Raw genomic sequence first — 25027 nt, forward strand, 5'->3', positions numbered from 1 at the left:
GCTTACATAAGAGTCCGTGAGGACTTCTATTATAAAGATTTTTATACATATTTTCGAAAATTTCATAAAAAAAATAAACTACCGTTACACTTTTTCAAGTTATAACGGTAGTTTGTCTACGGTCTGAAGCTAAGTAAGTGACAGCTTACTTAGCTCTTTATATCGCATTTATATAATATAACAGTATCACAATACAAGTCGATAAAAATATAAAATAATTTTTACATATTAATATGGGCGTCAGTTTGAACATATGGTTAAAATAGCTTCGAAGTGGTAAAACTCAATGCGTTAAGTTTCTTTATTGAATCTTAAGTTGATAAAATTGGGATGTAACATTTTTGGAATACTGAATAATTTTTTGTTTGTGAAGGTAAGAGAGATGGAGGAATGGAAATGAGCAAAAAATTTATTAACGCATCAATCTATAAACATGATGATGCCTCTGAAATCTTAGTAGAGAACGGCAAGTTTGTGGCGTTCGGTAATGATTTAGGCGATGCTGATGAAGTCATCGATTTACAAGGGCGTTTAGTGCTACCACCTTATGTAGATTCACACTTGCATTTAGATTACTACTTTACAGGACAAGATCCTAAAATCAAAAACGAATCAGGTACGCTATTTGAAGCGATTGATTTATGGAATGATTATAAAAAAGGTACGACAAAAGAAGAAATGAAAGCACGTATGCGTAAAGCAGTCAATGATGTCGCAAGTTACGGAACACAATATATCCATGCACAAACAGACTGTACAGACCCTAACTTAACAGGGATTAAAGCGGCAATTGAAGTCAGAGACGAATTGAAAGACAATATCACGATTCAAGTGGTCGCATTCCCACAAAATGGTATGTATTCATTCGAAGAAGACGGTAAAACAGGTCGCGACTTAGTAGAAGAAGCATTGAAACTAGGTGCTGACTGTGTCGGAGGTATTCCACATAACGAATGGAGTCCTGAAGACGGTGCAGAATCAGTGAAAGAAATCGTACGTCTTGCGATTAAATATGACAAATTGATTGATGTACACTGTGATGAAACAGATGATGCAGAAGCACGTTATCTTGAACAATTGAACGCAGAAGCAATGAAACAAGGCTATGGCCCTTATACGACAGCTTCTCACACTTGTTCATTCGGTTCAGCAGATGATGCGTATGCATTCCGTATGATGGGCTTATTCCGTCAATCTGGCTTGAACTTTGTTTCATGCCCAACAGAGAACTTATTCTTACAAGGACGTCAAGATACGTATCCTAAACGCCGTGGTTTAACACGCGTAAAAGAATTTGTAGATAACGACATTAACGTCGCATTTGGTCAAGACTCTATCGTAGACCTATGGTATCCAGCAGGTTCAGGTAACTTGATGAATATTTTAGATAACGGTCTGCATGCGACACAATTAATGCGTGAACAAGACTTCCCACGCAACTTTGATTTAATCACTTACAACGGTGCACAATTAATGCGCATTGAAGATGAATACGGTTTAGATGAAGGTAAACCTGCTAACTTTATCGTAGTAGATGCGCCAACAGTATTTGAAGCACAAAGACGTCGCTCAGACTGCCTAGCGTCTGTACGTCATGGTGAATACTTGTTCAAGAAAGCATTACCTAAATATGAAACAGAACTAGATGTTACACGTAAAACAAAATAGATTCGAAAAAATGAGCGGAACCTGTGAGATTCCGCTCATTTTTACATATAGAATGATTATTTACGTCGTTTCACAATAATATAGATGATTGCAGTCAGTAATATGACACCGCCAATCATGACAAGCGCACCTAAAATCAAAGTACCCCAGTGCGTTACTGGCTCAACTTCAACAGAAGGTGCATGATAACCTTTAAGGAATTTTCTAGGATAGTCTACTTTTAATTGTTCATCTTCAATAATTTTCAAGTCATATTTAGCTTTGTCTTTAGGCACCAGATCATATAAATCTTTTTTTACTTCATACGTCTTACCATCAATTTCATGTTCACCTTTAGAGATAACTTTACGGTATTCATAGTTTTTGAAAGCTTCTTCCGTTAAAGCATTCGCAAGCTTTTGGCGTGCATGTTTCGCAGCTTCATTAGGATAAGGTTGTACATTCATAACGACTGTGTTGATACGTAGTTCTTTTTGTTTGGCTGTTAATACTAAATTGTAGCCATTTTCACTCGTACCTGTTTTTAGACCGTCAGCATTTACAATTTTTAATGCATCTGGACCATGCGGTAACGATAAGTTTGTATTTTTTAGTGTTTTACCATACTGTTTGTCGGTTTCTAACTTTGAGTAATTGAGTACCTCAGGATACTGTTTCAAGATTGCTTGAGAAAGTATTGCCATGTCTTGTGCTGTACTTTGAGAAGTTGTTTCACTTTTATAAGCCTTTGGGATAAATTGATGAATCAATTGGTTATTCGCACCACTTGGATTAGTAAAATGTGTATGATGCATCCCTAATTGTTTCGCTTTGTGGTTCATGCGGTCTGTGAATTTAGAAATATCACCATCCACATGGTGTGCAAGTACTAATGTCGCAGCGTTACTAGACTCTAACATGGCTTGTTTCAACAATTGGTCTACAGTATAGGTTTGTTTAGTTTTTAAAGGAAATGTCGTCAAATTCGGGAGTTGAGACATTTGTTCATAAGTCGGTGTGATTTTAACTTTATCTGACAGGTGAGCGTCACCTTGTTTGATGTCTTCTAATATTAAGTATATGGTCATCAACTTTGTGGTAGAAGCAGGGTCGATGTTACGTGTGCCGTGATAATCATACAAAATTTGTCCCTGTTCGGTAGTCACATAGGCACTTTTAGGATCAAACTGTTTTTGAATCGTTTGATGGTTTTCTTTCGCAACGTCTATTGGCGTCTGTTCAGCGTGAGCGGTAGGTGCAATCAGTATATTCATTAAGAACATAACTGACACAATGATGCTTATAACTCTTTTCACAATGTATGGCCATCCTTTTATAAGATAATATACTCTTACGTTACTATAAGAGAATACTGTATTCAACAAGATTTAAATAAGATTTATTAATAAAGCATAAACTTAATAAAACTACACTTCTAACTCTTTTATAAACAAGTCAAGAAGTGTAGTTAATATGATGATTAACCTAAAGTATAGAACGGATTATCCGAAACATTCGGACCGCCTTTTAAAATCGCACGGTTTAATTCAATGACTTCACCATTATGGTTTAACGTAAATTCACCTTTAATAATAATTTGGTTATCTTTGCCGATTGAGATTTCTGTGTGTTCGTGATGTTCATTTGGTTTACCGTCTTTACGATGATATTCCAACGCACCGCTTGGACAACGTTCTACGACTTCTGCGATTTGATCAGCTGTCGCATTCGCAGGGTCAATCCAAGGGCGTTTCTTTGTATCAAAAACTTGTGGTAATCCTTTCACACATTCAGCTGCATGGATACAACGCGCAGGTTCAAAAGAGACATCAATTGTTTCACTAGTATAAGTCTTTCTCATTTTATCACTCCTCATATTATGCCAAATACTTAAGTTCAATATAGCACACAAATAAGTTGTTTAAAATTAATATAACCCGTTATACTATTAATAATAACAATCAGTATTGTAAGATAAGTTAATATTCTTGCTTTTAAGAGGTGCACAAGGTAATATCGAATTAATAAAAAGAGGGAAGTGATTTCAATGACAGAAGTAAAACACGGACACAATAAATTTTATGTAGGCCAAGATGAAAATAACTATCAAGCACAGATGACATATGTCCCAACAGGTCCAGACTTATTTATTATTGATCATACAGAAGTATCAGAAGCATTACGCGGCCAACGTGTAGGCTATGCGATGGTAGAAGCAGCAGTCAATTATGCGAGAGAAAATAATATGAAAATCGTTCCATTATGTCCATTTGCGAAAAGTGTCTTTGATAAAACACCAGAATATGCGGATGTATTAAAGAGCTAACACATTCTATACACACGACTTATGATAACAAGCAGACTTCTTCTTTAGAGAGGTCTGTTTTTTTGTCTTAATCATTGAATATAAAAAAATGAAAGCGTCGACATTTTGAGTAAACCAGTTTATGATATGGATGAGAATGATAAATGGGTTTACTAATTTATGTAAAGGACTGAACAACAATGAACAACAACTTAGTATTTAATACCTTAGTATTTCAAGCAAAAATTAACAGTGGTTTGAAGCAAGTTGAACTTTTTGATGATATTTTATCTTTAGGTTTCAACAAAATTGAACCTAGAAGAGAGTACTTCGTAGACATCGACAAAGAAATTCCTGAGATGCGCAAAGCAGCAGAAAGTAAAAACATTACGTTATTTTATAGCGTGCCCGACTATATATTTTTAGATGACGGTGAATTAAACCCTAAAATTTTCGAATATTTTGAAGAAGCTAAACGTCTTAATGTGGTTAATGTAAAGATGTCGATTGGAAATTATCGACATTTTAGTCAATTAAAACAACTGAATTTTATTAATGATCAACCATTTAACTTTACGGTTGAAAATGATCAAACACAACAGTCAGGAACGATTAATAAGATTAATCAATTCTTACAAGATGCTAAAAAAGCTAAATTAAATATAGGTTATACATTTGATTTGGGTAATTTCCGATATGTTCAAGAAAGTGAAGTTGATGCGGCTGACATACTAGGATCATATGTTACTTATATTCACTTGAAAAACCTAGCAGAACAAAATGGTAACTTTATCGTTACATCCTTAGATAAAGGTATTATTGATTGGAAATCAGTATTTGAAAAACTACCAACAGGGCTACCAATAGGTCTTGAATATCCTTCAAGCGATGTTAATGAAGTATTAAGAGACAAGCAGTCAATTGAAGTGTTAGAAAATGAAAGAAAGTAGCGATAGTTGCTGAAAAGTTTGCTTATGCAAGTATGAGTTCATCACAATCGCATTCTTTACATGCAAAACATCATTGATATTTCAAAAGACAAATAAAAGCTGAGACAAAGTATGCTTTAATACATGTCTCAGCTTTTCATTTATTTATTATAGCTTTTCAATATGTCCTTGAATGACGCTCGCATGTCCTGTGTGTGCAGTACCTTCTTTACGTTCAATATCTCGTTTTTCTAGACTATGGATTTTAACAGGAAGGTCTTCAAGATAACCTTTGATTTCATCTACTTCATAAAGCATGGCTTTGTTTGGTGGGCCACCTGTTTTATTTTCGAGTTGTTCTGTTGAATAAAGTTCAAAGTAACTATGACCTTCTGATTTTAAAGGTTTGATTAAGTTATTGAACATCCCGCGTTTACCTTCTGGAGGAACATGTCCGAAGATATTCACGCTATAATCATAGGCATTTTCTGCAGTTAAATCAGACGCAGTGATATCACCATAGTTCGCATCGACTGTAACACCTGCTTCTTCCGCAAGTTTTAATTCTTTCTCAATGCCGACTTTAGATAAATCATACGTTGTGACATCATAGCCTAATGTCGCAAGATAAACTGCGTTACGTCCTTCACCTTCAGCTAACATCAATACTTTCTTTGGTGTATCTACTTTTTCTAAAAAGACGCTTTTAACATATTGATTCGCTTCTTTACCATAAATATATGTGTCGTAATCAAATTTTTCATCCCAATGATTCATGGTGATGCCTCCTCTCTTTAACCTCAGTACTAGTCTAAAAAGATTAAAAGATTTAGGCAATCAAAACGAACTGAGTGTTCATTTATCTATCTCAGAAATAAAATTTATGAAAAGTTAAAGTTGTAGTCTGTGTTTTTTAATACCGAAATGGTTTAAAGTAACTTTTTTAGTTGTTTTTAATTATCTTTTTTCACATTAAAAAAGATAATACGAAAAATTTTGTTATATTTTTAATGTACCATGTTATAATTTATGAGGAATAGAGGTGAGGGATATGAGGAAGAACATCCTGTGGTTGTTTCCTGTAGTGATACTAGGATGGTTTTGGAAACGTCTCTTAAAACAACGCCATCAAGCATTTTCAGAAGTGGATATTGAAACACCTGAAGATGTAAAAGAGACGCAAGGGATGAATGATGAAGAAATTTAGTTGAAGGGAGTCATCTAAATAGTGCTTGAAAAAATCAGATATAAATTAACTAGACAATTTATGATTCGTGACATTATTAAAGAACTAGGGACTATTATTTTTAAATGCAGTCACGAAAATTTCATCTATTTTAATACACGCAACTTTTCGATTACTTTAGACGAACAAGAAATTACGTTCGACATCTTATCACATCAAAAAAATGAATTAATCGTCGCAATTAAAAGCGACTTTATTACACATGCTGAACCTGCACAAACGATAAAATTCTATTACGGTCAAAAAGCCCTATGGCTGACACGTGCACCGGAATTAAGACGTACATACTATATGGATCACGGTATTTTCGAACTGATTGTTAATCAATCTATTACGATTAAACCAGTTAAAACAGGCTTCAAGTTTGTGAACGAAGCTTTACCTATCGCGTTAACAAGCGCAGGTCCTGACACAATTGAAGTTTCGAGTTCAACACCCATAGACAGTGTGTTTTTAATTAACGATCAAAATATGAAAGTACTAGATCTTAGAGATAACAAGATTAACTACACGTATATCCAAGATCGTTTGAAAAAAGAAAATTATAAAGTACATGTGATACAAGGGACGACGATGTATCCAGCTAAAATTGAATCTCCAGAAGTCGTGCATCATTACTTTATGGAATATGACTGGACGGATGAACAACTCTCGATTGATCGTATGTATTACGCAGTAGACCAAGTTTATATGACACAGTTAATGAACACAGAAGACATCAACCTGTCATTCTTCATCAAAGGCAGCTTTGATGAGACGGATAAAATCCGAGTAGGTTTAATTGATGTCGATTACGAAAACGCAGTTTACTTACCAACACAAGTGATGATGGGTAATAAAGTCACAGTTAAATTAGCTTTAGATCATTTAGAAACAACGATTAAGAAGAAATTATTTATTGAGATTAATGGTCATTGTTATTTACTACAAGGTAAAACAAGACCGTTTGATGCCTTACATCAAATCGATCATGAAATTTACCAGCTTCAAATCCGCAATCGATACGGTTTAACCATTACACACCGTAAACCTAAATTTAAATTAGGGATTAATCAAGTGGCAGAAGAGAGTTTGAATATGTACTTCCAGCCACATCCGCTATATCAACATTGCAGATATTATTTAACCTTTGAAGAACGTATCTCAGGCAATCAATATCATTTACCGATTGCGAGAGGCGTTTATGATATCTCAATTGATTATGACCAATTGAATACGCTATTGACTGAAAATAAATCGATTATCGATGTCTTCATCACAATTTATGATGAAGATACATTAATCAGAAAAGAAAAAATCAAATACCGTCAAGGGGTCTATAAGAAAGACGGCATCCATACGTTAAAAACAGTAGAAGAGAATGGTCTCACGACGTTCTTTATGTTGACATTGACGCCATTTAAAAACATTAAATTTGAAACGTTTACGATGACAGAACGTCAACTTCAAATTTTAAATAACCATAATCATAAAGATCCGAATATCTGGATGGTCGGAGAACGTACGGATACAGCACAAGAAAGCGGCATTCAGCTCTTTGAGTGGCTCTATGAACATGCGGAAGCGGATGTTTATTACGTCATTGATGGCGAATCTAAAGACTATGAAAAAATCAAAGATATGGAGAATGTCTTAGTCTTTGGTTCAGATGAACATTTACGTATCGCCCCACAAGCGAAAGTGGTCATGAGTACACATGATATTGAAAATATTATGCCATATAAAGCAGCACCACAATTCTTCGGTTATGATGAAACGATTAAAATCTTCTTACAACACGGAGTTCTCGGTAGAAAGAATGTCGAATATCATAAGAAGTTCTATGATGACCCATTCGATTTATTCAATGTCTCTAGCCATCATGAGAAATACGATATCGTAGTTGATGAAATGGGCTATGAACCTGAAGAAATCGCAGTGACTGGCTTAGCACGTTATGATAGATTGCCGCTAGAACCTAAACCACAAATGAAGAAAGTCTTAATTATGCCGACATGGCGTGATTGGTTGAACAGTAATGAAGCCTTTGAAAAAAGTGAATACTTAAGACGTTATATCAGTTTCTTGAACAATCCTGAATTAAAAACTTTAAGTGAACAATATGGTGTAGAAATCAACTTCTACCCGCACTATAGAGCACAACAATTCTTCCAAGATTACTTAAGTGAACGTGAATTGAAACATGTGAACTTTATAGAGCTTGGGACGAAAACTGTTCAAGACTTATTGATTGAACATGATTTACTGATTACAGACTTCAGTACAGTCAGCACGGACTTTAACTATATGGATAAACCTGTGATTTTCTATCACTTTGATGTGAACAAGTTCTTTAGAAAAGGCATTCTAAGACCGATTAATGAAACCTTTATCGGTGATATTACGTATTCAGAAAATGAATTAATCAGTAAAATTACCGACAAAGTAAAACACAATGAACCGCAACACTATGACCGCAGCTTGATTTTCGACCATATCGATCATCAGAACTGTGCACGTATCTATCACAGTATTTGCGAGGAACTTAAAAAACAAGACGCTCAAAATGCGAGTCATATAAAATCATAGTATTTTAAACAACAGCCTGTATTGTATGTCGCAATATAGGCTGTTTGTATTGAATTGAACTCTACAAACGAAATCAGAGATGATATGATGAAAGAGATAAAAAGGTGGCACATTTGCGTAAGCGAGTCTGTCAACGTAAGGGGATTAAGCACTCATGAAGAAAGTTTCAATTAAAGATGTCGCAAAAGAAGCAGGTGTATCCTTAACAACGGTTTCGCACATTTTAAATCATAAACAAGAACGCTTTTCGCAAGCGACAATTGATAAAGTGTTAACAGCTAAAGATAAATTAGGTTATATTCCAAATAAAAATGCTCAACAATTAAGAGGACATACGATTAAATTAATCGGGGTTTTAGTCCCCAGTTTAACGAACCCTTTCTTCTCAGCGATTATGCAGAGTATGGAACAACATAAGCCGGACTATGTGGATTTATTCTTCTTAAGTACTTCAGGTGACCATCTAGAACATAACATCAAGCATTTAGTTGAAAGAGGCATGGACGGTTTAGTCATTGCGCGATTAATCGATCAACCTGAAAGTATGAACAATTATTTAGAGAGACACAATGTTCCTTATGTCGTGTTAGACCAAAGTGAAGATAATGGATATACCGATATCATCCGAACAGATGAACAGACAGGCGGTGCTTTAGCGGCAGCACATCTTATTGATTTAAATCATCAACATATTGCCATTGTACAACCGTATGAAATGATGTCGAATATGCAGGCACGTGTGAAAGGTTTTGAAGATTATTGCGAATCCCATGATGTTCAAAAACCGTTGAAGATAGAAACAGAACTATCACCTTCAGGCGGTAAACAAATCGTTGATCAAATCATCGACAGTCAAGTGACTGCGGTTTTTGCGATTAACGATGAAATGGCCATCGGAATCATACGAGGTCTAAAAGAACGTGGTAAAGCTGTACCTGAAGAGATTTCAGTCGTAGGTTATGACAACATCAGTTTTTCACAATATATGACACCGGCATTAACGACAGTAGCCCAACCCATTGCGTTAATTGGGGAAACAGCACTGAGATTAATCGTGAAGAAAATTACGGAGACTGATCAAGGGGTTGAACGTATTGAATTGCCGAATGAACTCGTGGTCAGAGAAACAACACAACAATTAAATCAATAATCATCCATCAAAGACGGGGCGCTTATTCCTTGATAAGTGTACTCGTTTTTTATTGTGTCGAAAATCTTAAATCTATATGAAAACGTATACAAAATAAATGAAAAGTGCTAGTATGTGAGTAAAGTAAAACGTTTTACTAAATCCACTTAGAAAAAAATAGAGGTGTTATTCATGAATCTAGTCGCTTTACTTATTGGTTTAGGTCCATTGCTTGGTTGGGGTTTATTCCCGACGATTGCGTCAAAGTTCGGAGGTAAACCAGTCCATCAAATTATCGGAACGACGGTAGGGACATTAATCTTTGCGTTAGTCTTTGCGGGATTGACAGCCCAACACTTCCCGACAGGTATGAACTTAATGTTTGCGTTGCTTTCTGGGGCAGGTTGGTGTTTCGGCCAAATTTTAACATTCAAAGCCTTTGAACTTATCGGTTCTTCAAGAGCAATGCCAGTCACAACAGCTTTCCAATTGCTTGGTGCTTCATTATGGGGTGTCTTTGCGTTAGGTAACTGGCCAGGACTAAGCAATAAAATTATCGGTTTTGTGGCGTTAATTGTGATTTTAATCGGTGCACGTATGACAGTATGGAGTGAACATCCTGAGGAACAAAACAGCGGTAACTTAAAGAAAGCAGTAGTTATCTTGCTGATTGGTGAAATTGGATATTGGCTATATTCAGCTGCACCACAAGCGACAGATATCGGAGGAAAAGCAGCCTTCTTACCTCAAGCTATGGGTATGGTTCTCGTCGCAGTAATCTATGGTTTAACAATGATGAAGAAAGACAATCCATTTAAGAATAAGATTACATGGCTTCAAATCATTTCAGGTTTCTTCTTCGCATTTGCGGCGTTAACTTACTTAATTTCAGCACAACCAGATATGAACGGTCTTGCGACAGGCTTTATTTTATCTCAAACGTCAGTGGTTCTTGCGACGTTAACAGGTATTTATTTCTTAAATCAACGTAAGACGAAGAAAGAAATGTTGATTACGATGGTTGGTTTAGTGTTAATTTTAGCTGCCGCAACAGTCACAGTCTTTATTAAATAATTTTGGAGGGAATAGAAATGAAGAAAACCCCTGTATTAAATAGTCATGTTTCACAAGCCATTGCGACAATCGGCCACTTTGATTTATTAACCATTAATGATGCGGGTATGCCGATTCCAAATGATGCACGTAGAATTGATTTAGCGGTCACAAAAGAGTTGCCACGCTTTATTGATGTGCTAGAAACAGTCTTAACAGAAATGAAAATTCAAAAAATCTATTTAGCTGAAGAAATTAAAACACATAACCCAGCGCAGCTAAAACAAATTAAAGCACTGTTAGAGGATGATGTAGAGATTGAATTTATTCCACATACAGAAATGAAAGCCTACTTAAGTCATCCATTAAATAAAGGCAATATACGTACAGGTGAAATCACACCATTTTCAAATATTATTTTAGAATCTAATGTGACATTTTAAGCGAGGAGAGATACAGTATGACGAATAAAGTAGTAATTTTAGGTTCAACGAATGTGGATCAGTTCTTAACTGTTGAGCGTTATGCGAAACCTGGTGAAACCTTGCATGTCAAAGAAGGACAAAAGAAATATGGCGGGGGTAAAGGTGCGAATCAAGCGATTGCGACAGCACGTATGAACGCAGATACCACGTTTATTTCAAAAGTCGGTAAAGATGGTTTAGCTGACTTTATGTTTGAAGGTTTCAAAGAAGCAGGAATGAATACCGAGTATATTACAGAATCAGAAACAGCAGATACGGGACAAGCATTTATTACAGTAGATAAAGACGGCAGTAATACCATCTACGTCTATGGCGGTGCGAATATGGATATTACACCTGAAGATGTGGCACAAGCTGAAGCAGTGATTAAAGAAGCGGATTATGTAGTGGCACAATTAGAAGTCCCTATACCGGCGATTATCCGTGCGTTTGAAATTGCGCGTAAGCATGGTATTACAACGATTTTAAATCCAGCACCAGCGAGTGAATTGCCTGAAGAATTATTAGGACTGATAGATGTGATTATTCCGAATGAGTTTGAAGCAGAAATCTTATCTGGTATTCCAGTGACGGATGAAAAATCAATGGCTCAAAACGCAGACTATTTCTTAAGTTTAGGAATTAAAGTCGTATTAATTACTATCGGTGCACAAGGTACGTATTACGCAGTCAAAGGCAACTCTGGCTTAGTCAAAGCATATAAAGTTGATGTTGTGGATACAACAGCAGCCGGAGATACTTTTATCGGCGCATTTGTCAGTGCGTTTGACGTGAAACAAATGAATTTAGAAACTGCGATTGATTTTGCGAATAAAGCAGCATCTTATACAGTTCAAAAAGCAGGGGCGCAAATCTCTATCCCATTCGCAAAAGACATTGAATATTAAACGAATTTCAAAAACCTATCCATATATGCGAGGATAGGTTTTTTTCATTGTCTGAGATTAATCTTATGCATGATGAGGGAGATCCAACTGATTAAAAGCACAGGCAGTAACGTTAAATTCAAAGCTTCGATATTCAAGATATGAAACAGCGTATGGATGTCGACTTCTAATTTAATTCTAGATAATGACTGTGTCATTACTTGATAGAGGGTGAGATAGACTAATAACCATTGGATGAAATATTCAACGACAGTTAAGGTCCATACATCATTGAACCAACGTTTGATGAAATAACGAAGTAAGAAAAATTCAATAATTCCACTTGTTAAAATCATTAAGAGTCCCGTTATGAATAAATCATTACCCAAGTCAATGACAGCACTTATTAATAAGATAATAGATACACCTAGCAGTAAAGCAATAAAAGCGGTAAAGATTAAGAGTGTACTTAAGAGTGCTGTTTGTAGGAATGCGTTTTTCTTTTTACCGAGATTAGCCAAATAATCAATAGCTAAAAACATGATAAGTACTAAGATGATGTTAAATAGCGTCATAGATGTCACGTCCTTTGATTAATGAAGTTAAAAAATAATATTTGCGGTAGATATCCGATTGTGAGAAAATTAAATAGATAAACTATACTAATTATATAATGGAGAACAACTTATGGAAAATCAATTTACACAACATTATAAGGGAAGTTGGCTTAAGTTTTCACTCTTATCCATCTTGATGATGCTAGGTGGCGGGTTGTTTGCGGGGCCTTTTTATTTAATGGTCAGAAATCATCCCCTTCAAGAAGTCATTCTACTTCCTGTCCCATTTATATTTTCAATATTAATTCTCTTTTGGTATGTACATAACAGAGAGCACCTTCCGTTAAGTTCAGTCGGTATTTACCGTACATATGCTTTTAGAAAGCTAGGTATCGGAGGCTTATTCGGCTTTATCGTCTTCTCTGTAGTGATTTTAATTTTAGTGTTATTTGGAAATATTTCAATTGTCGGTAATACGCTGAATCAAACGGTGTTATTAGGTATCGGTTTAGCATTTATTGGATTTTGTATTCAAGCAAGCGCAGAAGAACTTTTGATGCGTGGATATCTCCAAACACGTTTAACACAGCGATATGGTGATCGTTTTGCGATTGTGTGTTCAGCAGTGGTCTTTACCTTACTCCATGGGATGAACCCTAATATTTCCATTGTCGGTGTGACGAATATATTCTTAGTCGGTATTGTCTTGTCTTTAATCTACAGAATCGACGGTACGATTTGGACAGTTGCTGGGTTCCATATTATATGGAACTTCGTACAAGGTTGTATTTATGGGATTAATGTCAGTGGAAATGAACTGAATTTCAGTTTGTTTAAAACGAAATATCATACGGATAACATACTGACTGGCGGTACGATGGGTATCGAAGGCAGTATTATTTTGACAGTGTTGTTTATCGTGCTGATTATTAATTTGGCGAAGCGGCTCAAAGTAAACTTTTAACTTAATACAAATGAAATTAGTCTTTATCATCCTCTTTCATGTGAGTATCTCATTAATGAAAGAGGATTTTTTTATATTTATTTTTAAAAGAAATCCTTTAGTGACAAGGCTTTAAAGCGTATTGATATGAAGCAAATCAAAAAATTTAAAAAAAGTTGAGCTTAGGGGTTTACAAATTTTAAAACACCACTTATAATTTAGTTAAGTTAACTAAACTAATTAAATAAAACAAGGAAAAGGTAGGCGGTTATTATGCTTAAAAATAAATCGAAAAAATTTAAAATAGGAATTACACTTTTAATTATTGGAGCAGCGATGTACGGTGTTGCAGCACTTATTGGATTCTTACCGATTGCGTTAAAACTTAAAGGAATTATTATCGGCAGTGTCTTAGTATTTGGAGAAGTTAATATTTTAGTATCAATCGTATTGCTTGGTAAACAAGTCGTTAAAAAATACAAAAGCAAATTAAACCCGAAAAACTGGTTCAAGAAAAAAGAAACTGTAGTCACAGAAGCAACTGAAGTGAACGTTGAGAACGCAACAGAAGCCCCTTATAATGAAACACAAGCAGATCAAACAACAGTTATTGAATTAAAAACAGTGAAAAAAGGAAGTCGTAAACATGACACAATCAAACCTAACGCAAATTGAACATGTCGCTCAGGAAATCACCAAAATTAACGAAGAGATTGCGATAGAATACATGCAGCAAGAACGAGAGTATTCACATTTTAAATTAAACAATCAGCAACATGTGATTATGACCATCTTAGTAGAAAACCAAGATATGAAACCAAGTGAATTAGCACAACGTTTAGATGTCTCTAAAAGTGCCATCAGCCAACAACTTCAAAAGTTGAAACAAAAAGATTATATCTATCTGTATAAAGATGACCATGATAAACGTTCATCCATCATTGGTCTAGGTGAAAAAGGACTAGAATATAAAGAGAGTATTAATGATTATATTCATGATTTTAGTAAAAAATGCGCAGATACTTTCTCATATGAAGAGCTTGTAGAAATCAGAAACGCATTAATAAAGTTACAAAAAATCATTTAATTTATAGATTCTAAAAGGCAACTTCCAATTGGAGGTTGTCTTTTTTATTGGGGTGATATCTGAAAATTATGAATTCACATTGACAATTCCGACGGTCTCACTATAATTAAAATTATTCAACAACAGGAGGCAGACATCATGAAAACGATAGGTATTTCCGCAAATATATTAACGGATCAAGCAGGAATGTTTCCAGGCTATAAGCGTTGTTATGTCAATCAGGATTATATCCGCTCGATTGTGAAACAAGGCGCTGTGCCGATGGTTATTCCTATAACAGATAACGATGACATTATAGAAGCACAAATCAGACAAGTAGATGCTTTACTCTTAAGCGGGGGACAAGATGTCAGTCCGCAACTTTACAATGAAGACCCGCAAGACAAATTAGGCGAAACGCTACTTTCGAGAGATGTGTTTGATTTTAAATTGATAGAGAAAGCGAAAGAACGTTTTATACCAATTCTAGGGATTTGTCGTGGTGCCCAAGTCTTAAATGTTTTCCACGGTGGTTCTTTATTCCAAGATACGTCGTATCGTCAAATACAATCACTTAGACACTGGCAACCAACGAATCCGACTGAGAAGACACATGAAATCAAAGTCTTTCCGAACACACGTCTAAGTGCGTTATTTCCTGAAGGTCGATTCTATGTGAACTCTTTCCATCACCAAGTCGTTAATCAACTCGCAGAAGGCTTCAGAGTCATGGCACAATCTAATGATGGGGTGATTGAAGCCTTTGAATCAGAATCATATCCATATATGGTCGGTATTCAGTGGCACCCTGAAATGTTGTGGCATGAAAACAGTATGGATGCATTATTTAAAGATTTTGTGGATCAAATTGAAAGAAGATGACAAAAATACTACCTTTTCTAGAAAAATCAGAAGGTAGTATTTTTGTTTCTTTTAAATAGAGTATATTTTTATCTTTTAGAGTTGGTTATCAGTTATACTGAATTAAATATTTAAAAAAGGAGGTTTGAATCATTTTACAAGATAGCGCAATCAAAAGTAAAAAAGACGATAAATTGGGCCTAGATGAACACGTAAGAGATTTTATTGGAAAATATATCAATTCAGGATACAATGGTTCGATATTGTTAAATGGTAAGTGGGGAACCGGTAAAACTAGTTATCTTAATCTAATTCAAGAAAGTGTAAATAAAAATAATAAAAAGGAAAGAGATTTTATTTGGTTAGACTTTTGGGATGAAAGTAATTCGGATGACTTTTATAAATATATTTATCTAAAACTGATGCCTAAAAGATACAGGTTGTATAGCTTAATGCCTTTTATCATAATAATTATAATCGGATTAATACAAACATTAACTATGTATTTAAAAGCAACAACTCTTATACAAAATATTTGGGTATTCGTTTCTGTCGGATTTTATTTAGTTCTAACAGGATTATTCACATATTGGAAAGATAAACTTTCAATGACTCAAATGCTTAGACAAAGAATTTGTAAATATTTAGCCAAAAATAATAATGTAATTTTTATTATAGATGATTTTGACCGTATAGATGAAGGACAAAGAAATGAACTATATAGCAAACTATCAACTATCAACTCATTTGAAAATTCCTTAATTATTGTTGTTGGAGATTACTCTAAAATCGCTGATGAACAAAACATATTTATTCAAAAAATTTTGAATGAAATTACATCGATACCTTATGAAACAAACCCTAACTTTATATGGGAAGTTTTAGAGAGTCGTTTAAATAACATTATTCGACAAGATAATATTAAGCAAAGAGATACATTATTAATTAATGATGTGAAAGATAAATTTATTGAAGACCAACGAACATATAGAGAAGCGAAGCAGTTATTTAATATTTTTAAACATGAGTACGTCGAAAAGAGAAACTGTAAAGTTAATGTTGGAGAAATGATTTATTTATGTTATATTTATATTTTTTATAATAAAGAATATAAATATATTTCTAATAATATCAAAGATGTATATGAATGGAATTTAGAGTCACATAACAATAACAATCCTTCATTAGTAGACTTTTTTGAAAAAAACTGGCTAACTCAACAATATAGTGATATAAGATTTATTTATAATCTTTTCCATCAGAAGCATGATGGACTATTTAAATTTAGATCTATAAAAGAACAAATGCATTTCCCTTTATATCAAATTGAAAGAATAGAGAATTATAGTTCTATAGATTCAGAGTTGGTTTATGAATATTTTGAAAAAACCTTCAGTGAATCGAGAGACATAATAAATAAACTGAATGAAAAAGAGCTAAAAAGTTTTGCAATGATGATAAAAGATAGTTTAGTTCTAGACATAAAAAGTGATGCGAAAGTTTATATAGAGCTATTAAAAAAATTAGCTTATCCCTATTTCTTTATTGAAAAAGAAAAAAGAATGCTGTCATTGCCTTGGCAAGAATCATTACTAAGGAATGTGAGAGATTTACTTGACTTTAATTTTAAGATAAAACCATATCAGCAGTATGAAGAATATATTATTCCATTAGAATGGATAGATGTTTCACAAAAGTTAGAGTTATTAACTTTATTTGTACCACTTCGTGATGAAGATTCTAAAATAAAACAATCTGAATTGTTTGTGAAAACTATTCAAAATAATCATTTTAAAAGTGTTTTTGATTTAAATGTTCCTATTTACATTTATATGTTATATACAGGACACTATAACAATGTAAAGAGTCATATAAACATTGATGAAAAACTTGAAGAGATTTTTGAGTTGGATAATAGTGAGTTTTACCAATTTGTTATAAATAAGTTGGCAGGGAGTACTACTAAATTTACTGAAAATCACACTATTACAACGAAGTATTTGAACTTATCTAATATTGCATATAATAAAATATTCGAAGATAAATTTAGTGAACGCCTATCAGAATTGAATGATAAAAAAAGAGAAGAAATTGAAAATATAATGAAAAGTGAATGGGAAATTTAAACTCTCATCTTTTCTCTATTATTATTGATTAACCTTTTTCATTAGGGTAATTAAAATACAAAATAAGAAAGAGAAAGGAGCGTACACTATGGCGATACGTTGTATATATGTGACACCAGATCATGAAGTTATTGCGACAGACAAAGTTGAAGAAGTGCCAAAAGAAAGTGTGTTTACTTGGTATGATTGTATCCAGCCGACGAAAGAAGAAACGCATTTTCTCGCAACAACATTTGAATTGAATATTCAAGAGATTACAGCTTCTATATATACATTAAGACGGCCGAACCTCTACCATGATGCTCAAAATGATGTTGAACATTTATTGATGCATGCGATAGATGGAAAGGACTTTGAAGCGGAACCATTAGGGATTACGATAGATGGTAATCATGTGATTACGGTTCATGATGCTGAACTTCAAACGGTGACACAGTTGTTTGATGCTGTTAAGACAAATAAAGTAAAACGAGATGCTGGATTAATCGCATTGAAGTTATTGAAGGGGATTGTAGAGTCTTATTTCTCTTATGTCAATGCGATTGAAGATCAGGTGTTTTCTTTTCAATACGAAGAAGAGAATCGTAAACAACGACGTGCATTTATGAAGCAAGTGTATGAGATACGGTCTGAGATTATTAAGTTGAAGCGGATATTACTGCCGATGGAACAAATGGTCAATGCGATTCAGACATTAGATATTTATGACAGCGGTCAAGATAAAGCACGTTTGTATCATCAAATTTATAACCATTTGAAACATCAAAATGCAACATTAGAATCTTGTGAAGCATTGACGGATGATATTAAAGACAATAATCAGTCTTATCACTCAAGTCGTATTAATTCAGTGATTAATGTGCTGACAATTATTTCATCCATCTTCTTCCCGTTATCTTTCTTAGCGGGTTGGTATGGCATGAATTTCACAAACATGCCAGAGCTGCATGGTCAGTACAACTACTTTATTTTCATCGCATTTTCTATCATTATCGTAGTGGTATTGTTGTTAATCTTTAAGAAGAAAAAGTGGTTCTAACTATAAAATGCCTTTGAAGACATCATATTGTCCTCAAAGGCATTTTTAATATTGATAATGGTATCAGTCATTATTTAATCGCTTGATAAATGACGTCATCTACAATGATTTCTACATTATCGTGGTTGTGAAGGATAGACGCAGGTAAATCTTCTGTAGTTTCACCGTTAACGAGTCGTTGTATCGCATCGATTTTCTTATCTCCGAATGCGAGTAAGATAATACGTTTTGCGCGCATGATAGAAGAAAGGCCCATAGACAGTGCTTGTTTCGGTACATCTTCTGAGTGTTTGAAATGGACACTGTTCGCATGCATCGTAGAAGGTGTAAGGTCTACGACTCTTGTTTGGCTATTGAAAGACGTACCGGGTTCGTTGAAACCGATATGACCATTTTCACCGATACCTAAAATTTGGATGTCAGGTTGACCGACAGCTTTAAGCGCATCTTCGTAATGTTTTGCTTCTTGATCTAAGTCTTCAGCTACACCGCTCGGAATATAGATATTGTCTTCATTCCATTGTTCATTTTGGTTAAAGAAACGTTGATGCATGTATGCATAATAGCTATGCAGATCTTTTGGACCTGCACCAACGTATTCATCTAAGTTGAACGTTCTGACACCACTGACATCGACGTGATTCGCATTTAATAAATCTGAGAGTTGAGTATATAAATCTGTCATCGTCGAGCCTGTAGCTAGTCCTAAGACAGCGTCAGGGCGTGCTTTAATTTGTTTCAAGAATTCGATTGCGACATATTGACTGGCAAGTTGTTTATTTCTTAAGTTGTAGAGTTGCATTTCTAATCCTCCAAGTAGTATGACTATTCTTTTACGGCGTTAATAAAACGTTCTGTAATTTGTTTCGGACGTGTAATCGCACCGCCGACAACCGTACAGTGTACACCTAAATCACTGACTGCTTTATACATTTCTGGTGTAATCACATTACCTTCAGCGATGACTTTCGCATTTACTTGATCTAAGACTTCCCTTAAGAAAGCGAAGTTGTTTTCATATAGGATATGACCTTGAGTATAGTCTGTATATCCGCGTAATGTTGTACCTACGTAATCAAAGCCAAGCTCATCCGCATGTTTTGCTTCTTCAATTGTAGAGATATCAGCCATGATTTCAACGTTTGGTGCTTTTTCACGAATATATGCAACAAGTTCTTCTAACGTTTCTTTCGGACGTTCTTGTTTTGTCGCATCTAGCGCGATGACCTCACATTTACTTTCAATCAGTTCATCGACTTCTTTTGAAGTCGCAGTAATATATACTTTTGAACCTGGATAATCTCTTTTAACGATACCGATAACAGGTAACGGTACTTCTTCTTTAATTGCGATGATATCTTCTTTACTGTTTGCGCGAATACCGACTGCACCGGCTTGGTACGCAGCTAGTGCCATTTTTGACATAATAAATGATGAATGTAACGGTTCATCAGGCAAAGCCTGACAAGAAACGATTAAACCTTGTGGTAACATAAGCACACACTCCAAAATATTGTTAATTTGTAAATATAGTAGTTCAAAGGTTGTCGGTTAAGTTACTCATATCATAACACGATGAAATTTATATTCAATTCTTTACTATCGTTTGAAAAAGATTTTCATATATAATAGAGTAAATGTAATACCTTAAGGGGAGTGAAGAGGCATGAAGTTTGAAAATCGTGTTCAACGTAGCCGCCATTTACTGACTAAAATGGATAAGAAGATTATTGAGTTTATCCGTACCAATGAATTAGATGATCGTTTCTCAACGATTAATTCTTTAGCGCATGCGATAAGCACCTCTCCGGCTACTATTACTAGATTTAGTAATAAGTTGGAATATCATAATTTCCAAGATATGAAATTCAATTTGCAACATGAAAAATCAGAGAAAGTTGTGGAGAATGCACCTTTAGTTCAATTGATACACCGTTATCATCAAAATATTATTCAACAAACGGGAGAATTTATCTCAGAAGAGAAGATTAAACGGTTTGCGCATTACTTAAAGACCAGCAGACAAGTCAGTTATGCAGGACTCGGCAGTTCTGGTTTAACTGCGAGTGAGTTTTATTACCGTACGATGCGTATGGGCATTCGAGGTAATGTCTCAACGGATGCGCATCAAATGAAAATTTCAGCTTCATTATTATCTTCACAAGATATGTTTGTCGGTATTTCTAATAGCGGTGAAACTCAAGAGTTGGCAGATGCGGCTAAGATTGCACATGAACAAGGTGCCTTTGTGGCTGTGGTCACTAATTATAAAGGCAGTCTGATTACGAAACATGCAGACTTAGTTTTGATTACTTCTGCGAAGTCTAACGTCAATGATACACGCTTTATTAATACACAAACTGCGACTACATTCTTGATGGACATAATCTGTTACTTATTATTGAACAATGATTATATGAATCAACTTTATCAACGTACACGTCGCACAGTATTAGAGAAAGGTGAAGGCAAGTAAGGCTAACGGTTGTCTGCTGTAAGACATACGGAACACTAAATAAACCGCGTACTATCAAGGGTTTTAAGACATTCTGAGATAGTGCGCGGTTTTTCTTTAACCTTCGGTAATTGCGCCAAATAACGCAGCGTGATTTTCAGTTTTTGTTGTTTGGATAGGTGCGTGTCCATAGTTTGGTGGCAAGAATTGATTGATTTTAGGTTCAATGTATTGGATAAGATTTTCACCTTGTGAAGAGATACCGCCGCCGATTAAAATCAAGCCTGGATCATAAATGATTTGAATTTGAGCGATGCCTTCAGCGACATAAGTTGCCCATTCTTCTAAGATAGCTTGTGCCTGTTTATCATTTGTTTGTGCAAGTTCAAATAACTTCGGTACGTCAGTACCATATTGAAAATCTCGTTCTTGCATCAAAGCTTTGAGGGCTGACGTTGAAGCACGTTGTTCAAACGTTTTTTGATCAGTGTCTCGATATAATAAATAGCCGATTTCATTCGCACGATAACGTGCACCACCATAAACACCTAATTGTTGATTATAAAATGCACCGCCAATGCCTGTGCCTAAAGTTAAACAAAAAATATTATCCTCTTCATAATCATTGAGTGACAATTCTCCAAGTAGGGCTGCATCCACATCATTGTGTACGGTCATTGATGAATATAAGTCTTTTAAAGAACGACGAAAATTCGTACCATCAAAGTTTTTAATAGTTGGACCAGTATAAACAATTTCTCCTAATTCTGAATCGACAACACCTGCACTGGAAATGCCGATATGGGGTTTATTTAGCTTATGTTTAGTGATAAGTTCATGTGCTAATTGATACACTTCATCGATAATCAGTGTCTGCACATTATCGGGTGTTGAGATTTTCTTATAATCTTTAATTTCTTGATTTTCATTGATGAGGGCTGCCTTGATGTTTGTGCCTCCGATATCTATTGCGATCTGGTTCATAAGATGATTCCTCCTCTGCTTCCACTTCATTATATATAGAGCATACTTCAACTAGGAAGTGTAAATCCAATTTTGAAAATTATTTTCATTATTTTGTCCATATTTTGTTACAATCTTTCAAAACCAGTTGTGTAGGGTTATGATAGCGTTTACAATTGAAAGTGTAAATATAGTATAAACAAGGGACATTGTTGGATGTTTAGGATAGCTATTGTGCTATTAATACTTAACTTGGAGGATTTAGATATGGAAGAAAAATTAAAAGGCTTATATGCTGCGTTACTTGTTCCATTTGATGAACAAGGACAAGTGAAAGAAGAAGGCCTCAAACAAATAGCGAGAAACGCGATTGAACATGAAAAATTAGACGGTTTATATGTCAATGGCAGCTCTGGTGAAAACTTCTTAATCAACACAGAACAGAAAAAACAAATCTTCAGACTTGCGAAAGAAGCAGTCGGCGATGATGTGAAATTAATCGCACAAGTAGGCTCATTAGATTTAAATGAAGCGATTGAATTAGGTAAATACGCGACTGAACTTGGTTATGATGCCATTTCAGCAGTAACACCTTTCTATTATCCTTTCTCATTCGAAGAGATTAAACAATATTACTTCGATTTAATCGAAGCAACTCAAAATAATATGATTATTTATGCGATTCCTGATTTAACAGGTGTCAACATCAGTATCGAACAATTCGGTGAGTTGTTCAATCACGAGAAAATTGTTGGTGTGAAATATACTGCGCCAAACTTCTTCTTATTAGAACGTATCAGAAAAGCATATCCAGACAAACTAATCTTATCAGGGTTTGATGAAATGTTAGTTCAAGCTGCGATTTCAGGCGTGGATGGTGCCATCGGTTCTACTTATAATGTGAACGGTGTGCGTGCACGTCAAATCTTCGATTTAGCTAAAGAAGGCAAAATTGATGAAGCTTACCAAATTCAACATGATACAAATGACATTATTGAAGGTGTTTTAAGCATGGGATTATACCCAACACTTAAAGAGATCTTAAAATCACGTGGTATCGACGGCGGTGTGCCGAAACGTCCATTTGCGCCTTTCAATGAATCAAACAGAGAAGCGTTAAATAATCTTATTGATAAATACAACTTGTAATACCGACATAATACGTTAAGGGGTGTTGTTTATGCAACAAGTGGGTTTTGGCACATGGAACTGGGTAGCGGTCATTACCTATCTAGTAGTCATGTTAATAATTGGAGCGTACTTTACTAAGCGCGCAGGTCAAAGCACAGATAGTTTCTTTACAGCCAGTGGACGCCTTCCTTCGTGGGCCATCGGTTTCTCAATCTATGCAACGACGTTAAGTGCGATTACATTTATGTCTACACCAGAAAAAGCATTTTTAACTGACTGGTCGTATATCGCAGGGAATATCGCGATTGTCGCAATTATCCCGGCTTTAATCGCATTCTACGTACCGTTCTTCAAGAAGCTTCGCGTAACGTCAGCTTACGAATATCTTGAAGCACGTTTCGGACCAAGTGTCCGTGTTCTCGGTTCATTACTTTTCGTAGTGTTCCACTTAGGTCGTATCGCAATCGTTATTTACTTACCAACACTTGCGATTACAGCCGTTACAGACATTAATCCTTATTTAGTCGCAAGTTTAGTAGGGATTTTATGTATTCTTTATACTTTCCTCGGCGGTTTCGAAGGGGTGGTATGGAGTGACTTTATCCAAGGTGTTATCCTTTTAGGCGGTGCCCTCATGATTATCGTAATTGGTGCGATGGAAATCAAAGGCGGTTTCGGCACAATTCTTCATGATGCATTAGCTGAGAAAAAGTTATTGAGTGTAGATAACTGGAAGTTGAATACAACAGCGGCAGCCTTGCCGATCATCTTCCTAGGAAACATCTTTAACAACTTACATCAATATACAGCCAGTCAAGATGTAGTACAACGTTATCAAGCATCAGACTCTATTGATGAAACGAAAAAATCATTATGGATTAACGGTTTATTAGCGTTAATCTCAGCGCCGATCTTCTATGGTATGGGTACAATGATGTATTCATTCTATGAACACGAAGCAGCGTTACCACAAGATTTCAACACGTCTTCAGTGGTACCATTCTTTATCTTGACTCAAATGCCGCCATTTGTAGGTGGATTATTAATCGCAGCTATCTTTGCGGCAGCGCAATCTACGATTTCTTCAAGTTTGAACTCGATTTCTGCGTGTATTTCTGAAGATATTAAAGATCGTTTCTTCAGTAAAGGTACAGATAAAGGCAACGTTCGCTTTGCACGTTGGACAATCATTATCGCAGGTTTATTAAGCTATGGTATTGCGATTTACTTAATCGCTGCGGATTCTAACAACTTATGGGATTTATTCTTATTAGTTACTGGATTATTCGGTGTACCTTTAGCAGGTATCTTTGCGGTTGGTATCTTCACAAAACGTGCGAATACATTCGGTGTCTTAGTCGGATTATTCACAGGTGTTATTGTCGCTTACCTATTAAAAGGTATCGGTGGCGCGAACTCACCATTCTATGTATCAATTATTTCATTCTTCATCGCATTCTTATTCGGATACATTGTGAGTCTGTTCGTACCTGCTAAATATACGAAAGATATTACAGGTTTAACAATTTACGACAAAGATAAACCATCTACGTATATTTCCAAAACAAGACAATAAGCTGAAACAATCAAATAGATAAACAAAACAACCTTATATAAACATAAAAAAGTGATGCGTACACAAAGTATGCATCACTTTC

General features: G+C 35.1%; 25 protein-coding genes. 18 read left to right on the top strand and 7 right to left on the bottom strand.

The features are described 5' to 3' along the window. The first annotated feature begins 396 nt into the window (after positions 1–396). Positions 397–1668: an amidohydrolase family protein gene (locus KRR19_RS07030; protein WP_216733557.1), complete on the top strand. Its 1272-nt coding sequence runs from the start codon at positions 397–399 to the stop codon at positions 1666–1668. Between the two features lie 56 nt (positions 1669–1724). On the opposite strand, the gene pbp4 is transcribed toward KRR19_RS07030, so the two are convergent. Then, positions 1725–2963, bottom strand: a complete 1239-nt coding sequence (gene pbp4, locus KRR19_RS07035) for a penicillin-binding protein PBP4 (RefSeq protein WP_070684416.1) — start codon at positions 2961–2963, stop codon at positions 1725–1727. Positions 2964–3127: 164 nt separating this feature from the next. Then, positions 3128–3508: a (4Fe-4S)-binding protein gene (locus tag KRR19_RS07040; protein WP_002480240.1), complete on the bottom strand. Its 381-nt coding sequence runs from the start codon at positions 3506–3508 to the stop codon at positions 3128–3130. 186 nt (positions 3509–3694) lie between these two features. On the opposite strand from KRR19_RS07040, the gene KRR19_RS07045 reads away from it, so the two are divergent. Both KRR19_RS07045 and KRR19_RS07050 read left to right on the top strand, forming a co-directional pair. After that, entirely contained in the window at positions 3695–3973 is a 279-nt protein-coding gene (locus KRR19_RS07045; RefSeq protein ID WP_002480239.1) for a GNAT family N-acetyltransferase, read from the top strand. Positions 3974–4152: 179 nt separating this feature from the next. Continuing rightward, a complete protein-coding gene (locus KRR19_RS07050) occupies positions 4153–4902 on the top strand; it encodes a sugar phosphate isomerase/epimerase family protein (protein ID WP_002480238.1) in 750 nt (249 codons plus the stop codon). A 147-nt stretch (positions 4903–5049) separates the two neighbouring features. On the opposite strand, the gene KRR19_RS07055 is transcribed toward KRR19_RS07050, so the two are convergent. After that, positions 5050–5658, bottom strand: coding sequence for a class I SAM-dependent methyltransferase (locus KRR19_RS07055; protein ID WP_002480237.1), 609 nt, complete (start codon positions 5656–5658; stop codon positions 5050–5052). A 274-nt stretch (positions 5659–5932) separates the two neighbouring features. On the opposite strand from KRR19_RS07055, the gene KRR19_RS07060 reads away from it, so the two are divergent. From KRR19_RS07060 to rbsK, 6 genes are all read left to right on the top strand, one after another. Further along, positions 5933–6088: a hypothetical protein gene (locus tag KRR19_RS07060; protein ID WP_002480236.1), complete on the top strand. Its 156-nt coding sequence runs from the start codon at positions 5933–5935 to the stop codon at positions 6086–6088. Between the two features lie 21 nt (positions 6089–6109). Next, positions 6110–8695, top strand: a complete 2586-nt coding sequence (locus KRR19_RS07065) for a CDP-glycerol glycerophosphotransferase family protein (RefSeq protein WP_002480235.1) — start codon at positions 6110–6112, stop codon at positions 8693–8695. A 154-nt stretch (positions 8696–8849) separates the two neighbouring features. After that, the gene (rbsR, locus tag KRR19_RS07070) at positions 8850–9845 is read left to right on the top strand and encodes a ribose utilization transcriptional repressor RbsR (protein WP_002480234.1); all 996 of its coding nucleotides are present in this window, start codon (positions 8850–8852) and stop codon (positions 9843–9845) included. 171 nt (positions 9846–10016) lie between these two features. Continuing rightward, complete coding sequence (rbsU, locus tag KRR19_RS07075) at positions 10017–10898, top strand: ribose/proton symporter RbsU (RefSeq protein WP_002480233.1); 882 nt, start codon at positions 10017–10019, stop codon at positions 10896–10898. A 17-nt stretch (positions 10899–10915) separates the two neighbouring features. Further along, positions 10916–11320, top strand: a complete 405-nt coding sequence (gene rbsD, locus KRR19_RS07080) for a D-ribose pyranase (protein ID WP_023014834.1) — start codon at positions 10916–10918, stop codon at positions 11318–11320. A gap of 17 nt (positions 11321–11337) precedes the next feature. Further along, on the top strand, positions 11338–12249 hold the full coding sequence (gene rbsK / locus KRR19_RS07085; protein ID WP_002480231.1) for a ribokinase: 912 nt from the start codon (positions 11338–11340) through the stop codon (positions 12247–12249). Positions 12250–12293: 44 nt separating this feature from the next. Here rbsK and KRR19_RS07090 read toward each other — a convergent pair whose 3' ends face one another. Further along, the gene (locus tag KRR19_RS07090) at positions 12294–12803 is read right to left on the bottom strand and encodes an SA1002 family membrane protein (protein ID WP_002480230.1); all 510 of its coding nucleotides are present in this window, start codon (positions 12801–12803) and stop codon (positions 12294–12296) included. Between the two features lie 112 nt (positions 12804–12915). Between KRR19_RS07090 and KRR19_RS07095 the strand changes: the two genes are divergently transcribed. The 6 genes from KRR19_RS07095 to KRR19_RS07120 all read left to right on the top strand — a co-directional run bounded on the left by KRR19_RS07095 (position 12916) and on the right by KRR19_RS07120 (position 18820). Further along, positions 12916–13749 carry a CPBP family intramembrane glutamic endopeptidase gene (locus tag KRR19_RS07095; protein ID WP_002480229.1) on the top strand — a complete coding sequence of 278 codons (834 nt, stop codon included), beginning with the start codon at positions 12916–12918 and terminating at the stop codon, positions 13747–13749. Between the two features lie 252 nt (positions 13750–14001). Next, positions 14002–14403 (top strand): transporter suffix domain-containing protein, encoded by a 402-nt coding sequence (locus KRR19_RS07100; RefSeq protein ID WP_002480228.1) that lies wholly within the window; start codon positions 14002–14004, stop codon positions 14401–14403. Next, positions 14375–14815, top strand: coding sequence for a MarR family winged helix-turn-helix transcriptional regulator (locus KRR19_RS07105; protein WP_002480227.1), 441 nt, complete (start codon positions 14375–14377; stop codon positions 14813–14815). Before KRR19_RS07100 ends, KRR19_RS07105 begins: the two co-directional genes overlap by 29 nt. Positions 14816–14953: 138 nt before the next feature. Continuing rightward, entirely contained in the window at positions 14954–15676 is a 723-nt protein-coding gene (locus KRR19_RS07110) for a gamma-glutamyl-gamma-aminobutyrate hydrolase family protein (protein ID WP_002480226.1), read from the top strand. Positions 15677–15849: 173 nt separating this feature from the next. Then, positions 15850–17781, top strand: coding sequence for a P-loop NTPase fold protein (locus KRR19_RS07115; protein ID WP_023014830.1), 1932 nt, complete (start codon positions 15850–15852; stop codon positions 17779–17781). An 88-nt stretch (positions 17782–17869) separates the two neighbouring features. Continuing rightward, complete coding sequence (locus tag KRR19_RS07120) at positions 17870–18820, top strand: CorA family divalent cation transporter (RefSeq protein ID WP_002480223.1); 951 nt, start codon at positions 17870–17872, stop codon at positions 18818–18820. A 70-nt stretch (positions 18821–18890) separates the two neighbouring features. Here KRR19_RS07120 and nagB read toward each other — a convergent pair whose 3' ends face one another. Both nagB and KRR19_RS07130 read right to left on the bottom strand, forming a co-directional pair. Further along, entirely contained in the window at positions 18891–19622 is a 732-nt protein-coding gene (nagB, locus tag KRR19_RS07125; protein ID WP_002480222.1) for a glucosamine-6-phosphate deaminase, read from the bottom strand. 23 nt (positions 19623–19645) lie between these two features. Continuing rightward, complete coding sequence (locus tag KRR19_RS07130) at positions 19646–20314, bottom strand: N-acetylmannosamine-6-phosphate 2-epimerase (protein ID WP_002480221.1); 669 nt, start codon at positions 20312–20314, stop codon at positions 19646–19648. A gap of 172 nt (positions 20315–20486) precedes the next feature. Between KRR19_RS07130 and KRR19_RS07135 the strand changes: the two genes are divergently transcribed. After that, complete coding sequence (locus tag KRR19_RS07135) at positions 20487–21296, top strand: MurR/RpiR family transcriptional regulator (RefSeq protein ID WP_070684420.1); 810 nt, start codon at positions 20487–20489, stop codon at positions 21294–21296. Between the two features lie 96 nt (positions 21297–21392). Here KRR19_RS07135 and KRR19_RS07140 read toward each other — a convergent pair whose 3' ends face one another. Beyond that, entirely contained in the window at positions 21393–22259 is an 867-nt protein-coding gene (locus KRR19_RS07140) for an ROK family protein (protein WP_002480219.1), read from the bottom strand. Positions 22260–22505: 246 nt separating this feature from the next. Between KRR19_RS07140 and KRR19_RS07145 the strand changes: the two genes are divergently transcribed. Together KRR19_RS07145 and KRR19_RS07150 are read left to right on the top strand one after the other, a co-directional pair. Continuing rightward, positions 22506–23387 (top strand): N-acetylneuraminate lyase, encoded by an 882-nt coding sequence (locus KRR19_RS07145; protein WP_002480218.1) that lies wholly within the window; start codon positions 22506–22508, stop codon positions 23385–23387. A 31-nt stretch (positions 23388–23418) separates the two neighbouring features. Next, positions 23419–24945 carry a sodium:solute symporter family protein gene (locus tag KRR19_RS07150; RefSeq protein ID WP_002480217.1) on the top strand — a complete coding sequence of 509 codons (1527 nt, stop codon included), beginning with the start codon at positions 23419–23421 and terminating at the stop codon, positions 24943–24945. Positions 24946–25027: the final 82 nt, after the last annotated feature.

This window comes from Staphylococcus sp. CWZ226, assembly GCF_018986355.1.
In the GTDB taxonomy this organism is placed as follows: Bacteria; Bacillota; Bacilli; order Staphylococcales; family Staphylococcaceae; genus Staphylococcus; species Staphylococcus simulans.

What these genes read in the sequence shown, in the direction of transcription:
- KRR19_RS07100 (WP_002480228.1), top strand. Translation starts at nt 14,002, where the DNA reads ATGCTTAAAAATAAATCGAAAAAATTTAAAATAGGAATTACACTTTTA.
- KRR19_RS07135 (WP_070684420.1), top strand. Translation starts at nt 20,487, where the DNA reads ATGAAGTTTGAAAATCGTGTTCAACGTAGCCGCCATTTACTGACTAAA.
- rbsR (WP_002480234.1), top strand. Translation starts at nt 8,850, where the DNA reads ATGAAGAAAGTTTCAATTAAAGATGTCGCAAAAGAAGCAGGTGTATCC.
- KRR19_RS07030 (WP_216733557.1), top strand. Translation starts at nt 397, where the DNA reads ATGAGCAAAAAATTTATTAACGCATCAATCTATAAACATGATGATGCC.
- KRR19_RS07145 (WP_002480218.1), top strand. Translation starts at nt 22,506, where the DNA reads ATGGAAGAAAAATTAAAAGGCTTATATGCTGCGTTACTTGTTCCATTT.
- nagB (WP_002480222.1), bottom strand. Translation starts at nt 19,622, where the DNA reads ATGCAACTCTACAACTTAAGAAATAAACAACTTGCCAGTCAATATGTC.
- KRR19_RS07105 (WP_002480227.1), top strand. Translation starts at nt 14,375, where the DNA reads ATGACACAATCAAACCTAACGCAAATTGAACATGTCGCTCAGGAAATC.
- KRR19_RS07140 (WP_002480219.1), bottom strand. Translation starts at nt 22,259, where the DNA reads ATGAACCAGATCGCAATAGATATCGGAGGCACAAACATCAAGGCAGCC.
- KRR19_RS07050 (WP_002480238.1), top strand. Translation starts at nt 4,153, where the DNA reads ATGAACAACAACTTAGTATTTAATACCTTAGTATTTCAAGCAAAAATT.
- KRR19_RS07130 (WP_002480221.1), bottom strand. Translation starts at nt 20,314, where the DNA reads ATGTTACCACAAGGTTTAATCGTTTCTTGTCAGGCTTTGCCTGATGAA.
- rbsK (WP_002480231.1), top strand. Translation starts at nt 11,338, where the DNA reads ATGACGAATAAAGTAGTAATTTTAGGTTCAACGAATGTGGATCAGTTC.
- KRR19_RS07090 (WP_002480230.1), bottom strand. Translation starts at nt 12,803, where the DNA reads ATGACGCTATTTAACATCATCTTAGTACTTATCATGTTTTTAGCTATT.
- rbsD (WP_023014834.1), top strand. Translation starts at nt 10,916, where the DNA reads ATGAAGAAAACCCCTGTATTAAATAGTCATGTTTCACAAGCCATTGCG.
- KRR19_RS07120 (WP_002480223.1), top strand. Translation starts at nt 17,870, where the DNA reads ATGGCGATACGTTGTATATATGTGACACCAGATCATGAAGTTATTGCG.
- KRR19_RS07040 (WP_002480240.1), bottom strand. Translation starts at nt 3,508, where the DNA reads ATGAGAAAGACTTATACTAGTGAAACAATTGATGTCTCTTTTGAACCT.
- KRR19_RS07060 (WP_002480236.1), top strand. Translation starts at nt 5,933, where the DNA reads ATGAGGAAGAACATCCTGTGGTTGTTTCCTGTAGTGATACTAGGATGG.
- KRR19_RS07110 (WP_002480226.1), top strand. Translation starts at nt 14,954, where the DNA reads ATGAAAACGATAGGTATTTCCGCAAATATATTAACGGATCAAGCAGGA.
- KRR19_RS07055 (WP_002480237.1), bottom strand. Translation starts at nt 5,658, where the DNA reads ATGAATCATTGGGATGAAAAATTTGATTACGACACATATATTTATGGT.
- KRR19_RS07150 (WP_002480217.1), top strand. Translation starts at nt 23,419, where the DNA reads ATGCAACAAGTGGGTTTTGGCACATGGAACTGGGTAGCGGTCATTACC.
- KRR19_RS07095 (WP_002480229.1), top strand. Translation starts at nt 12,916, where the DNA reads ATGGAAAATCAATTTACACAACATTATAAGGGAAGTTGGCTTAAGTTT.
- KRR19_RS07045 (WP_002480239.1), top strand. Translation starts at nt 3,695, where the DNA reads ATGACAGAAGTAAAACACGGACACAATAAATTTTATGTAGGCCAAGAT.
- rbsU (WP_002480233.1), top strand. Translation starts at nt 10,017, where the DNA reads ATGAATCTAGTCGCTTTACTTATTGGTTTAGGTCCATTGCTTGGTTGG.